At 72.6% G+C, this 13336-nt stretch carries 14 protein-coding genes; 4 read left to right on the forward strand and 10 right to left on the reverse strand.

Features of this window, described 5'->3' with window-relative positions; translation table 11 throughout:
• Window positions 1–132: 132 nt before the first annotated feature.
• The 4 genes from ACZ60Q_RS23755 to ACZ60Q_RS23770 form a co-directional block, all read right to left on the reverse strand.
• Window positions 133–1056 (reverse strand): sirohydrochlorin chelatase, encoded by a 924-nt coding sequence (locus ACZ60Q_RS23755; RefSeq protein ID WP_469638041.1) that lies wholly within the window; start codon window positions 1054–1056, stop codon window positions 133–135.
• A gap of 164 nt (window positions 1057–1220) precedes the next feature.
• The gene (locus ACZ60Q_RS23760) at window positions 1221–2324 is read right to left on the reverse strand and encodes an N-acetylglucosamine kinase (protein ID WP_469638044.1); all 1104 of its coding nucleotides are present in this window, start codon (window positions 2322–2324) and stop codon (window positions 1221–1223) included.
• Complete coding sequence (locus ACZ60Q_RS23765) at window positions 2321–2998, reverse strand: uracil-DNA glycosylase (protein ID WP_032792802.1); 678 nt, start codon at window positions 2996–2998, stop codon at window positions 2321–2323. The genes ACZ60Q_RS23760 and ACZ60Q_RS23765 overlap by 4 nt, the downstream gene beginning before the upstream one ends.
• Before the next feature lie 44 nt (window positions 2999–3042).
• Entirely contained in the window at window positions 3043–4128 is a 1086-nt protein-coding gene (locus ACZ60Q_RS23770; RefSeq protein WP_469638048.1) for a WD40/YVTN/BNR-like repeat-containing protein, read from the reverse strand.
• Between the two features lie 217 nt (window positions 4129–4345).
• On the opposite strand from ACZ60Q_RS23770, the gene ACZ60Q_RS23775 reads away from it, so the two are divergent.
• The 3 genes from ACZ60Q_RS23775 (at window position 4346) to ACZ60Q_RS23785 (ending at window position 6433) form a co-directional block, all read left to right on the forward strand.
• On the forward strand, window positions 4346–5062 hold the full coding sequence (locus ACZ60Q_RS23775; protein ID WP_469638051.1) for a cupin domain-containing protein: 717 nt from the start codon (window positions 4346–4348) through the stop codon (window positions 5060–5062).
• A 161-nt stretch (window positions 5063–5223) separates the two neighbouring features.
• Complete coding sequence (locus ACZ60Q_RS23780; protein WP_469638053.1) at window positions 5224–5622, forward strand: hypothetical protein; 399 nt, start codon at window positions 5224–5226, stop codon at window positions 5620–5622.
• A 79-nt stretch (window positions 5623–5701) separates the two neighbouring features.
• Window positions 5702–6433, forward strand: a complete 732-nt coding sequence (locus ACZ60Q_RS23785) for a class I SAM-dependent methyltransferase (RefSeq protein ID WP_469638056.1) — start codon at window positions 5702–5704, stop codon at window positions 6431–6433.
• Between the two features lie 11 nt (window positions 6434–6444).
• Here the strand turns inward: ACZ60Q_RS23785 and ACZ60Q_RS23790 are convergent, their stop codons facing one another.
• Complete coding sequence (locus tag ACZ60Q_RS23790) at window positions 6445–7821, reverse strand: FAD-dependent oxidoreductase (RefSeq protein WP_469638059.1); 1377 nt, start codon at window positions 7819–7821, stop codon at window positions 6445–6447.
• Between the two features lie 88 nt (window positions 7822–7909).
• On the reverse strand, window positions 7910–8593 hold the full coding sequence (locus ACZ60Q_RS23795) for a DUF305 domain-containing protein (RefSeq protein WP_469638062.1): 684 nt from the start codon (window positions 8591–8593) through the stop codon (window positions 7910–7912).
• A 158-nt stretch (window positions 8594–8751) separates the two neighbouring features.
• Between ACZ60Q_RS23795 and ACZ60Q_RS23800 the strand changes: the two genes are divergently transcribed.
• Window positions 8752–10245, forward strand: coding sequence for an LVIVD repeat-containing protein (locus ACZ60Q_RS23800; RefSeq protein ID WP_469638065.1), 1494 nt, complete (start codon window positions 8752–8754; stop codon window positions 10243–10245).
• Window positions 10246–10546: 301 nt separating this feature from the next.
• Here ACZ60Q_RS23800 and ACZ60Q_RS23805 read toward each other — a convergent pair whose 3' ends face one another.
• From ACZ60Q_RS23805 to ACZ60Q_RS23820, 4 genes are all read right to left on the reverse strand, one after another.
• Window positions 10547–10723 carry a hypothetical protein gene (locus tag ACZ60Q_RS23805; protein WP_469638068.1) on the reverse strand — a complete coding sequence of 59 codons (177 nt, stop codon included), beginning with the start codon at window positions 10721–10723 and terminating at the stop codon, window positions 10547–10549.
• Between the two features lie 96 nt (window positions 10724–10819).
• The gene (locus tag ACZ60Q_RS23810; protein WP_469638069.1) at window positions 10820–11515 is read right to left on the reverse strand and encodes an HAD family hydrolase; all 696 of its coding nucleotides are present in this window, start codon (window positions 11513–11515) and stop codon (window positions 10820–10822) included.
• Window positions 11512–12240, reverse strand: a complete 729-nt coding sequence (locus ACZ60Q_RS23815) for a phosphatase PAP2 family protein (RefSeq protein ID WP_469638072.1) — start codon at window positions 12238–12240, stop codon at window positions 11512–11514. The genes ACZ60Q_RS23810 and ACZ60Q_RS23815 overlap by 4 nt, the downstream gene beginning before the upstream one ends.
• A 101-nt stretch (window positions 12241–12341) precedes the next feature.
• Complete coding sequence (locus ACZ60Q_RS23820) at window positions 12342–13277, reverse strand: M56 family metallopeptidase (protein WP_215110772.1); 936 nt, start codon at window positions 13275–13277, stop codon at window positions 12342–12344.
• Window positions 13278–13336 lie beyond the last annotated feature (59 nt).

The following is a 13336-nucleotide window of genomic DNA, read 5'->3' on the forward strand; positions in this document are numbered from 1 at the left end:
GGTCCGGGGGGCGGCCGAACCGTGGCAGACCCGGACAGCGCGGCGGGCCCGGACCGGAGGAGATCTCCTCCGGTCCGGGCCCGCCGCGCTGTCCGGCTTCCCGAGCCGCCGCCCCACGGCGACGGCGTCCGGTCAGTGAGTCTGAGCCCCCTGAGGCGTCGCCGGGGTGATGCCCAGCGTCGTGGCGTACAGGGACAGCACGAGCTTGCCGATCGCCGGGTAGGCACCCAGTGGCTCGGCCGTCGCGCAGCCCGCCTCCTTCGCGGCGGCGTCCAGCAGGCCGGGGTCGACCTCCGGGCCCACCAGGTACGGCGCCAGAGCCAGCTGCGCGGATCCGGAGCCCTGCAACTGCCCCGCGATCGAGGCGACCGAGCCCTCCACGTCCAGCGCGGCGGCCATCACCGGCACAGCGAGCCGGGCGGCCAGCAGCATGCCGGTGATCCCGGCGGCTCGCACGGCCTCCTCGCCGCCCACCGTGACCAGCACGATGCCGTCGGCGGCGGTGGCCACGGTGAACAGCCGGGCGCGGTCGGCGCGCGCCAGCCCGGCCTCCGACAGTCGTACGTGCAGGGCCTCGGCGAGCAGCGGGTGCGGGCCGAGCACATCGGTCAGCTCGGCCTGCGTACCGCTGTCCATCACGGCCTGCCGTATCCGCCGGATCAGCGCGCTGTCGGGACCCGCGAGCAGCGGGACCACGACGGCGGGCGGCCCCGCGGGCTCGGCGACCTCACGGCCGACGGCGACGGCCTGCTCGAAGCGTGCGACGCGCTCGGCGGCGGTGAGGGTGAGAGCGGTGGTAAGGGTCAGGTACTCGGCATCGTCGCCGTCGAGGTAGCCGATGCGGGCGTTGAGGCCGGGCAGCTCGGAGCGGGCGATGCTGATCACCTCTTCGGCCAGGCTGCGCGTGGCCGAAGAGGGGGTACCGGGAACGGCGAGAACGAGCGCGGCAGCGCCCTCGGGTGCGACCACGGGCTCCGGGCGGCGGTGCCGTCCGGACTGGCGAGGTCGCGGCATTCGTACAGGCAGGCCGGAAGCGGGCCCAGTGGGGGTGCTCATGGCGCCGCATGCTACTGGTTTTGCCTGCCTCCCTGTTCGGGGAGGGCCCGGTCGAGCGTTAACTATCCGCTTATGTCCGATGAGTGATGTAGTGCCGGAGTGTCCCTGTCTGTCGGGTCGTTGTTCCGCCGTCTCCGTCCGCCTCCCCTTCGTCCCGCCGGCCGTCACCCCTTCCGGGTCTCATCGCGCACCGCCGTTCCGTCACGCTGTCCGCTTCCGTGCTCCTGGGGCACGAACAGCATCGTCGGGTGGAGTGGCAGGCGCAGGTCCCCGGCTGCCGAGGCGCGCGCGATCAGGAGTGCGCCGGTCAGCGGATCGCCCGCCGCCGAGGTCACCCGGGCCCCCGGCAACAGCCGTGCCAGCTCCTCGCGCAGGGGTGCGATCAGCGGCTCGCCCATCTTGAACAGCCCACCGGTCAGAGCCACTTCGCCGTACTCGCCGCTCTCGCCTTTCGGCCCGGCGGACGGCGGGCACACGGCCGCCGCGGCCTCGGCGATATGACCCGCGGCCTGCCGCAGAATGCCGGCGGCCACCGGATCCGCTCCGGCGCACGCCGCCACCTCCGGGGCGAACGAGGCCAGCACGGCCGGCCGGTCGGAGCGTGGATAGAGCAGCCCGGGCAGCCCCCCGGCCGGTCCGAACACGGCCCGCAACCGGTCCAGCAGGGCGGGGGAACCACCACGCCGCCCGTCATGGGCGCGCATCGCCGCGTCCAGCCCGGCCCGGCCGATCCACGCACCGCCACCACTGTCACCCAGAAGATGACCCCACCCGTCGGCCCTGTGCCACTCCAACAGGTCCGTACCGAGGGCGATCATGCCCGTGCCGCCCGCGACGACCGCCCCCGGGCGCTGTCCCACCGCGCCCGCGTACGCCGTCACCGCGTCGGCGGCCAGCGCCAGCCGCCGCACCCCCAGCGCGTCCGCGAGGGCGCCGGGCAGCTCCGACCGCAACCGATCGCCGAGCGTGGCCATGCCGGCGGCCCCGATCGCCAGCGCCGCGACCTCACCCGTCGGGGCGCCGAAGGTCGCGGAGGCGGACGCCCGGTCCAGCAACTCCCCGGCGGCGGGCAGCAGCTGCTCCAGCAGATGCCCGGCGTCGATGCCGCCGGGCCCCGTGCGCACCGGCTCCGCGCAGAGCGTCGTCCAGAGAGGCCCGGCCGGCTCCACCCGACCGAGCGCCACCCGCAGCCCGGAGCCTCCGGAGTCCACCCCGAGGACGTACGCGCCGGGTCCGGCCGCGCCGGACGCCGCCGGAGGAAGGGTCACGGAAGCCGCCAGTCCACAGGCTGCGCCCCCTGGCGTTCCAGCAGTTCGTTGACGCGGCTGAACGGCCGCGAGCCGAAGAAGCCCCGGTCCGCGGACATGGGGGAGGGGTGCGAGGACTCGATCGCGGGGAAGTCGCCCAACTGCGGGCGTAGATTGCGGGCGTCGCGCCCCCACAGCACCGACACCAGCGGCGTGCCCCGGGCGACCAGTGCCTTGATCGCCTGCTCGGTCACCTCTTCCCATCCCTTGCCCCGGTGGGCGGCGGGCCGCCGCGGCGCGGTGGTCAGCGCCCTGTTGAGCAGCAGCACCCCCTGCCGGGTCCACGGCGTGAGATCGCCGTTGGACGGCCTGGGCAGCCCCAGGTCCGCGTGCAGCTCCCGGAAGATGTTCTCCAGACTGCCCGGCAGCGGCCGGACGTCGGGCGCCACCGCGAAGCTCAGCCCGATCGCGTGCCCCGGCGTGGGATACGGATCCTGGCCGACGACCAGCACTCTCACCTCCTCGAACGGTTGCTGGAACGCCCGCAGTACATGAGCCCCGGAGGGTAGGTACGTGCGCCCCGCGGCGATCTCCGCGCGGAGGAAGTCGCCCATAGCGGCGACGCGTTCGGCGACGGGTTCGAGGGCGTCCGCCCACCCCGGCTCGATGATCTCTTTCAACGGTCGTGCTGCCACGGCCCGCACTCTACTGCTGATACGACCACTCCGATCAACTGCCGTCAGCCGAGCGCCACCGCTCGGACACACAGGACGTCCGGCAGATGCGACGCGAGCTGCCGCCAGCTGTCCCCGTCGTCCGCGCTGGCGTACAACTCGCCGTTGCGGTTTCCGAAGTAGACCCCGGCGGGATCCGCGTCGTCGGTGCGCAGCGCGTCCCGCAGTACCGTGCCGTAGTGCGCCCCGTCCGGCAGGCCCTCCGTGAGCGGCTCCCAGGTGCGTCCCGCGTCGGTCGTACGGAACACCCGGCAGCGGTGCTCCGCCGGGACCCGGTCGGCGTCGGCGTTGATCGGGAAGACGTACGCCGTGTCACCGCGGTGCGGGTGCGCGGCGGCGGCGAACCCGAAGTCGGAGGGCAGGCCCGCGCCGATGTCGCTCCAGTGGTCGCCGGAGTCGTCGCTGCGGAACACGCCCCAGTGGTTCTGCAGGTAGAGCCGGTCCGGGTCGGCCGCGTCCCGGGTGACCTTGTGGACGCACTGGCCGAACTCCGGGTCCGGATTCGGGAGGAAGACCGCGGACACGCCCTTGTTCGACGGGGCCCAGCTCGCACCGCCGTCCTTGGTCCGGAACACGCCGGCCGTCGACACGGCGACGGTCACGGCCTTGGCGTCCCGGGGGTCGGTCAGGACGGTGTGCAGCCCCTCGCCGCCGCCGCCCGGCTCCCACCGCGAGCGGGTCGGGTGCTCCCAGAGCGGGCGGACCAGCTCGAACGATTCGCCCCGGTCCTCGGAACGGAACAGCGCGGCCGGCTCCGTGCCCGCGTAGACCACGTCCGGCGCCTCGGGGCCTGCCGGGTGCAGCTGCCAGACGCGCTCCAGAGACGCCCCGGTGGAGCTGGGGAACTTCACCGCGGGCTGTCGCGGCTCGGTCCAGGTCCCGCCCAGATCGTCGGAGTGGAAGACGGACGGGCCCCAGTGCGCGCTGTCCCCGCCCACCAGGATTCTCGGGGTGTCCCCCCGGGTGTCCACAGCGACCGAGTAGATCGCCTGCGCGTTGAAGTGCGGGCCCGTGATCTCCCAGGTCCCGCCGTGTCCGCGGCCGATGAAGAGGCCCTTGCGGGTACCTGCGGTGAGCAATACGTCGGTCATGGTCCTGGACCTCCCGGAAACGCCGTTGTGCCGGAACAGTGCCAGTCTGCACCCGGCCACTGACAACGGCCCGCGCACGTGCCCGCGGCCCCGGTCGCCGCGGAACCATTCACACACCCCCTAGCGTTCAGCTGCTGTGGAAAGCGCTTGCGGACAGTCGGCGCGGTGCGCCTGCGAGCGGCCGTGCGACCCATGCCGCCGATACCCAGGAGCCATCGTGGTGACCTTCGAAGGACTGCCCGGCGCCGTCGCCGTCTCGCACCTGAGCGTCTACGACTGGCCCGCCGCCGACGGGCTGCGCGGGGGCACCCCGCATCTGCACCTGACCTGCTCGGAGGGGTACGTCGTGGTCGGCGGCAGCGGTTCCGTACAGACCCTCACGGCCTCCGGCTTCCAGGAGACCCCGCTGACGCCCGGCGCGCTCGTGTGGTTCACCCCGGGCGCCGTGCACCGTCTCGTCAACGAGGACGGGCTGCGCGTCATCGTGCTCATGCAGAACAGCGGGCTGCCCGAGGCCGGCGACGCCGTGCTCACCCTGCCGCCCCGCTGCCTCGCGGACCCGGACGTCTACCGCGCGGCGGCGGCGCTGCCCGTGGCGGCGGAGGAGGCCGTGCAGGAGCGGGCGGCGCGGGCCCGGCGCGACCTCGCCGTGGAGGGGTTCCTCGTCCTGCGCGAAGCCGTGGAGGACGGTGATCCGGAGCCGCTGGCCGCGTTCCACCGTGCCGCCGCCGCGCTCGTCCGTCCCCGGGCGCCCGAGTGGCGCAGCCGCTGGGAGCAGGGAGCCGCCACGGCCGCCGCCGCCACCGCCGGCCAGCTCGACGCGCTGGACCGGGGCGAGGCCGGCCATCTCGCCGACGCCCGCGTCCACGCCGAACTGCCTCTCGCGCACGGCAGATTCGGCATGTGCGGCCGCCTGGACGTCTACCGGACGTGAGCGCCGTCCCGCAAGCCTTCCCGGTCGGCACACGGCACGCCCCCGCCCCGCTCGCGCGCCCCGCCGCCGGGTGCTGACATGCTGGCGGAGGCCGGACGACGGCCGGACGACGGCCCGGACCCAGTGCACCGGCCGGGGACAGGGACACCGAGGAGACGACGATGGCCAGCGGGATCACGGACGCCGAAGGCCACCCGGTGCCGGTCACGGTCACCGCGGGCGAGCCCGGCCTCCTCGTCGGCGTCCGGCTCTCGCCCCCGGCCGGCGACCTCCTCTGGTCCTGCACCCCCGAAGCGGCCCGCGAACTGGCCGCCGCACTCCTCCGCGCGGCCGAGGAGACCGAGAACGCGCCGGGGGAGCGTCCCGTCACGGTCGAGGCGGGCGAACTGCGCCGTGGCGACGTGCGCGAGGGCGATCGGGCCATGACCGTGGAGAGCGCCCGGACCGACGGCTCGACGGTCCACGTCACCTGGAAGTCCGGGGCCGGCCGCAGCTGGACCCAGGCGTACGCCGCCGATACCGCCATCACCCTCAAGCGGCGACTTTTCGGAGGACGTTGACACTCCCTCCCCGCCGGGCCTCCGCATGGCCGCCCTGGCCGGCCGCAACGGGTGCGCCGGGTCGGTAGGGTGGCCCGTGATGTTCACCAAACAGGGTCCCACCGTGCGCGAACTGGCCGTTCAGGCGTTGTCCTCGACCGAGCGCGGATACGACCTCCTCGCCCCGAAGTTCGACCGGACGCCCTACCGCACCCCTGACCGCGTGCTCGACGCCGTCACCCGGGCGGTGCGCGAGCTCGGGCCCTTCGACACCGGACTCGATGTCTGCTGCGGCACCGGCGCGGGGGTCGGCGTGCTCCGGCAGCTGTGCGGGGAGCGTGCGGTCGGCGTCGACTTCAGCGCGGGCATGCTCGCCGAGGCCCGTGCCGCCTTCCCGGCCGGGGGCGAGGGACCGGCGGTGCACTGGGTCCGGGCCGACGCCCGCTCGCTGCCCTTCGCGCCCGCCTTCGATCTCGCCCTGAGTCTCGGCGCGTTCGGTCACTTCCTGCCCGCCGAACGCTTCGGTCTCTTCGCCGAGGTGTACGGATCGCTTCGGCCGGGAGGGCGGTTCGTCTTCCCGATCGGCGCACCGCCCCCGGTGGGATCGCGCGCCTACTGGTCACTGTTCGCCTTCGACGCGGCGATGCGGGTGCGCAACGCCCTGTGGCGCCCGCGGTTCGTCATGTACTACCGCACGTTCCGGCTCGGTGACGTGCTGGAGGACCTGACACAGGCCGGATTCGTCGTGCGGCTGCTGCCGCTGACTGAACTGGGCCCGCGCCCCGACGGCAGCCCCCGCGCCCGGCTGGTGGTGGCGACCCGGGAGGGATAGCGGAGTGCTGTTCAGCGGTCCCCGTCCCGGGCCGCCGCCAGCAGCCCCGGCCAGTCGGGGATCTTCACCGGGCCGCGCCCCAGCGAACGGCCCAGCTCCGCCTCCGCACGCTCGATCGACAGCCAGCCGGACCATTCCACCGGCCGCAGCCCCCATGCCCGCAGCGCGGCCAGCGGATCGTCCGCCGCCGGGCGGCGCCTCAGCGTGGCCGCGTCCTCCAGGAGCGAGGTCACCGTCTCCTTGGCGCAGGAGCGGTTCGAACCGATCACACCGGTCGGCCCCCGCTTGATCCACCCCGCCACGTACTCGCCCGGCGCCGGCGCCCCGTCCCGCAGCACCCGGCCCGCCGCGTGCGGCACGGTGCCGCGCACCGGGTCGAAGGGCAGCCCCGGCAGCTCCACCCCGCGGTAGCCGACTGCCCGCAGGACCAGTTGCGCCTCGACGTCCTCGTACGCGCCGGTGTCCCGGACCCCGCCCCCGCTGTCCGGGGCCGTCCGGGCGAACCGCACGCCGGCGACCCGCCCTTCGTGCTCCAGCAGCTCCACCGGCCGCAGGAAGAACCGCAGCCGGATGCGGCGCCCGGCATCGGCCGCCGGCTCCCCGGCAGCCGACCAGCCGCGCAGGACCTCCAGGTTCCGCCGTACCACGGCGGGCAGCGGCAGCGCTCCGGGCATGCCGTCCGGAGCGGCGTACGCGGGATCGAGCGCGAGTTCCGCCGGGTCGACGACGACCCGTGCCCCGGGCAGTGCCCCCAGCTCCCGCAGCTCCTTGGTGGTGAACCGGGCCCGGGAGGGGCCCCGACGGCCCACGATGTGCACGTCGCGTACCCGGCTGTCCTCCAGCGCGCTGAGCGCCGCGCGGGGCACGTCGGTGGCCCGCAGTTCGTCGGCGCCGCGCGCCAGGATCCGGGCCACGTCGACCGCCACGTTGCCCACGCCGATCACGACGGCCGAGCGGGCGTCCAGGACGAACGGGTCGGCGCCGACGTCCGGATGGGCGCTGTACCAGGAGACGAAGCGGGTGGCGGAGTAGCTGCCGGGCAGACTCTCGCCCGGCACCGCGAGTGCCCGGTCGGCCGATGCGCCCACGCAGTAGACGACGGCGTGGTACAGCTCCGCGAGCCGGGCGGGGGAGACCCCTTCCGCCCCGCCGACGTCGACGTTGCCCACGAAGGTGACCCGGTCGTCCTCCAGCACCGCCCGCAGACCGTTCTGCAGTGACTTGATCTTCTCGTGGTCGGGAGCCACTCCGTACCGCACGAGCCCGTACGGGGTCGGCAGCCGGTCCAGGACGTGTACGCGCACATCGGGTGCGAGCGACTGCTGGAGCAGGGCCTGAGCGGTGTAGACCCCGCTGGGACCGGAACCGACTACGGCCACGGAGAGCACGGCGTACCTCTTCCCGGAGGTTCCCTCCAGGATGGCACCGCCGGGCCGATCCGCACTGTCGGGCGCACGGGGCGGTCGGCCGAGTGGCTCAGTCCATCAGCCCGCGCATCCGGTTGATCTCCACGGTCTGCTGGGCGACCACGTCGCTCGCCATCTCCTCGACGATGACGTCGTTCCCCTCGGTGAGCGCCTCCGTGGCCATGGTGATGGCCCCTTGGTGGTGGGTGATCATCAGCTCCAGGAAGAGCTTGTCGAAGGCCTTGCCCTCGGCGGCGCGCAACTTCTCGAGCTGGGCGTCGGTCGCCATGCCGGGCATCGTGGTGTGGTCGTGGTGTTCCTTGCGCCGGTCGTCGCCGTTCTTCTGGAGCCACCCTTCCATCGCGCCGATCTCCGGCTTCTGGCCTGCCGATATGCGATCCGCGAGGCGTTCGACGGTGTCGGCGGAGGCCCGTTCCGGGACGAGTGCGGTCATCACGAGCGCTTGGCCGTGATGTTCGATCATCATCTGCGCGTAGCGGAAGTCGGCGGAGTTGGCGGTGTCCTGACCCGCCTCCTTGACGGCCTCCTCGGCGGAGAGCGTCCGGGCGGGCTCGCCCGGCCTGCCGGGCGCTACCACTCCCGGACCCGCGTCATCCGCCTTGTCCGACGTTCCGTCACCGCCGCCCGCGTCACAGGCTCCCAGGACGAGCACGGCGGCAACCGCCGCCGCGAGAGCGATGGAGCGCGGAGTCGCGGACCGGTGATGGATCAACACGGTGACCTCCTGTGCCACATGGTTTGTTGCAGACCGTCCTAACACGCTTTCACCTGGCGAAGATCAAAATTTTTTATTACGTCTGTGTTGCCATCTATTGATGTGTACATGGAAGGGACGATACTGCCGGGGATTCATGAACCGTTCGACCCCGAACGGAGACAAGGGAGGACGCAGTGACCTCGTTGCACACCACCCGCGTGCGGCGCAGACGTCTGGGTGCGGTGGCAGCCGCAGCCGGGCTCCTAGCCACGCTGCTGACGGCCACCACAGCGGCCGCGACCCCCGATCCGGGCGATGTCCCGGCCGAGCGTGGTTCGCTCACCAGGAGCGAGCAGGCAGAGGCCAGGGCCGCGATAACCGGTGGTGACATACCCGGCGTGGACGAGATCGTCCACAGCTCCAACATCAAGCACCTGACGAACGTGCCGAAGGGTGCCCTCAAGGGCATGAACACCGACCTCGCGTTCCAGGGGAAGTACGCGTACGTCGGCAACTACGACGGCTTCGTCATCTACGACATCAGCAAGCCGAAGAAGCCCAGGACGGTCGCGCAGGTCCTCTGCCCCGGTTCGCAGAACGACATCTCGGTCTCCGGGAACCTGCTGTTCCTGTCGACGGACTCCTCGCGCAGCGACGACTCCTGCTCCAGCACCTCCCAGCCCGCCACGGAGAAGTCCTCCTGGGAGGGCATGAAGATCTTCGACATCAGCAACAAGCGGCAGCCGAAGTACATCGCCGCCGTGGAGACCGCCTGCGGTTCCCACACGCACACCCTGGTGCCGGACGGCAAGAAGAACGTGTACGTGTACGTCTCCTCGTACGCTCCCGACGAGACGTTCCCGGACTGCAAGCCGCCGCACGACGGGATCTCCATCATCAAGGTGCCGGTCAAGGCGCCACAGAAGGCCCGGATCGTCAACTTCCCGGTGCTCTTCCCGGACGGCGGCAACCCCGGATCGCCGCAGAACCCCGGTGTCTCCAGGACGACCGGCTGCCACGACGTCACGGTGCTGCCGTCCAAGGACCTCGCCGCCGGCGCCTGCATGGGTGACGGTCTGCTGTTCTCCATCGAGGACCCGGAGCACCCGAAGATCATCGACCGCGTCCAGGACAACGTGAACTTCGCGTTCTGGCACTCGGCGACCTTCAACCAGGGTGCGGACAAGGTCGTCTTCACCGACGAGCTCGGTGGCGGCGGCGCGGCCACCTGCAACGAGAAGATCGGGCCCGAGCGGGGCGCCGACGGCATCTACGACATCGTCGGCAAGGGCGACCAGCGCAAGCTGGTCTTCCGCAGCTACTTCAAGATCGACCGCCACCAGGCCGCCACCGAGGTCTGCGTCGCCCACAACGGCTCGATCATCCCGGTGAAGGGCCGCGACCTGATGGTCCAGGCCTGGTACCAGGGCGGCATCTCCGTATGGGACTTCACCAACTCGGCGAAGCCCGAGGAGATCGCCTTCTTCGAGCGCGGCCCGGTCACGCTCGACCGGGTCTCCACGGCCGGCCCCTGGTCCGCGTACTACTACAACGGTCACATCTACTCCAGCGACATCGCCAAGGGCTTCGATGTGCTGAAGCTGGACGACCGGCGCACCGACCCGGCGGAGCGGATCGAGCTGGACGAGCTCAACGCGCAGACGCAACCGGACTACTTCGACCGCTGATCCGTCAGGGGCCCGCAGTCCACTTGCTCCTGCGTCCGGTGCCGGTGTCTCGCGGGCGGCCACCCGCGAGACACCGGCACCGGTGCGTGTGCCGCCAGAAATTCATTGACCGATGAGCCGGGTGGGGACATGCTGGATCCCTGCGACGGCGGACTCCGCAACTCCGGTCCCCGGCGCGGTCCGCGGCCGTGTCCCACGAGGCACGCCGAGGGTGCGCCTGGATCCGGCGACGCGGGGGATCGCCGGATCGGGCGCGATCTCCGCACAGACTTTCGGTACCGACGAACCGCGGGTGCGGCGGTCAGGCGGCGGTGCGGGCGCCTTCACCGGTGGCGGCGGCCCACTCCACCAGCAGCCGCTGGTATTCCGCCTCGTCCTGCGGCGTCAGGCACCCGCCCGAACGCTGCCACAGGTCGCGGATCTCCGCGTTGACCTCGGCTGCGGAACGCGCGGATACGGACGACGACATCGGGGACATGCCCACCAGGCTACGGCCACGAGCGGACGCCGCTACCCCACCCGCGGCAGGATATGCCTCACACCCCGGTCCGATCTCCTCTGTTCGCTGTGGGCCTCATTCCGGCACCAGACCCAGCGAACGCAGGCCATCGGGCCGCTCCGCCACCGGCAGGTGGTCCACGAACCGGACCCCGCAGCCCAGGGCGGCCGCGCCGCCGTCCGCGACCCGGTCATCACCGACCATGACCACATCCGCCGGATCCAGGCCGATCAGCGAACAGGCGACGCGGAACATTCCCGCGTCGGGCTTCTGGAGTCCGTGCTCGAAGGACAGGGCATAGGCGTCGACCAGGGCATCGAGCCCGTGCGCGCGGAAGACCGGGCGCAGGTCCCACCCGATGTTGCTGACCACACACACCGCGATCCCCGCTCTGCGCAGCCCCGCCAGCACCTCCGCGGCGTCCGGATAGGGCCGCCAGGCCTCCGGCCGCATATGGCGGTCGTACAGCGCGTCGTACAGCCCCGGATCGGGCAGGGCGACGCTCCGGGCCAGACCGGTGTACGCCTCGCGGTGCAGAGCGGCGCTCAGGTCCCGGCGGGACATCGCCCCGGCCTGCCGAGCCGGGACCCGGACCGGGGGCGGGCCGCCCGGGAGAGCGCCCGCCTCCGTGAGCCCGCTCACGTACCGCTCGAAATCCTCCGGGGTGACGACGACGCCCTCCTCGCGCAGTGCGGCGGCGAGCCAGTCGCGGACCGGCTCGATACGGAACAGGGTTCCGGAGAAGTCGAACAGCACGCCATTGATCATCATGGACACGATCCCCTCCGGTCCGTCCCCGCGCCGACAAGAGCGCCCTCCCGGGCCGCCGTGTACCGGGCGTACGCCGCGGCGCTCAACGCCACCACGGCCACCCCCAACAGCGCACCGCCCACGACATCGGTAAGCCAGTGAACTCCCAGATACACCCGGGTCGCCGCCACACCGACCCCCGAGACCACCGCCACGGCAAGCCCCGCGGCCCGGGCGCCGGGGCCCGCGCCGTACAGCCGCAGCAGCCAGACGAGCAGCCCGCAGGTCACGACGGCCGTCATGGCGTGCCCGGAGGGGAAGGCGGAGTAATGCGCCGAGTCCACCGGGTCGGGCCATTGCGGGCGCTCCCGGTCCACCGCCGCCTTCAGCCCCTGTTGGAGGAGAGAGGAGATCAGGCTCGTCGCGGCCAACCAGAGGGCGAGCGGGCGCGCGCCCCGCCACCACAGGGCGACCACCGTCACCGCGATCAGGGCGCGCATGGTCCAGGGATCCCACACCCAGTCGGTCAGCACCCGGCTCACCTGGACCAGACCGGGGTCGGCCACCGCGTGCCGGTGCAGGGTGTCGGCGACCGTCCGGTCCAGGGATATCAGCGGCGGCCAGCCCACCGCGACCAGCACGAGCAGTACGAGAGCGGCCGTGCCGACGACGGCCCCGGTCCACAGGGCGGGTGCCTTGTGGGGAGAGCGGTCTGGCGAGCGGAAGCGGAAGAGGGGGGAGGCCATGGGGTGATCCTCGCGGAGGACACCGTCCGAAGGCCAACCCGGGGTACGACCCAGGGGGTGCCGGGCGTCGTGGCCCCGGCTCCTGATCCGAACGAAGGGCCCTAACCCAGAGCACGGAGCCCCGGGACGAAGGCCACGAACACCGGGACGACCGGGACCAGCGCGGCGGCGGCCGTCAGCCGGAGCCTGCGGCCCGCCGTCAGCCGTTCGACCGGGGCCAGCAACCGATTCACCCGGAGCGGCACTTGGGCCTGCGGGGTGGGGCAGGGGCCGAACACCCCGCGGTCCTCGTTGAGTCCGACCAGGGCGAGCGCGGTCGTCAGCCGGCCGAAGCGGCGTGACGCCACGTCGTCGGCGGCCAGTTCGACCAGCCGGTGCATCTCGTCGCGGAACGCGGCGAACACCGGGATCTGCGGGAAGCCGATCGCCAGCGCCGACGAGCAGTGCAGCAGCCAGTCGTGCCGGGCCTGCGCGTGCCCCTGCTCATGGGCGAGCACGGCATCGAGCTGACGGCCCTTCAGGCGGCCCAGCGCGGCGGTGGTGATGACGAGCTGCGGAGCCGTGCCGGGCAGCCACCAGGCGTCGGGGCGTTCGCCCTCCAGCACCACGAGACGGTCGGCGCCCGGCTCCTCGCCCGGCATCAGCGGGGAACGCACCAGCAGTTCCGCCCGACGCTGCTTGCGGCGACGCCGTGCCCGCCGGATCTCCCTCAGGAGCATCGCCCCGGTCCACAGTCCGCCCATCGCCAGCAGCACCGCGATGACCGCGGACCACGGCCCGTACGCCGCCAGGGCATATGCCTCGACGACGGCGTGCGGGGCGGGGGCGAAGACATGGCCGCGCACCGCCTGCCAGGCGGCGGCCGCGCTCAATGTCATGGACAGCGCGAAGGACAGGAGGACCCCGGCCACCACGCACTGCCAGACCCACAGGGCCACGACCGGCTCGCGCTCCGGCCACCGGGCGCGCGCCATCACGCGGGGAGTCACCAGGGCGGTCAATGCACCGAGCAGCAGCAGCGCGAGGGAGACCAGCATGACCTCAGTTTATGAGGGGCGGGCGGGCCGGGGGTACGGCCTCGACCGGCAAGTGACGT

This window comes from Streptomyces sp. NPDC104313, from assembly GCF_055583985.1.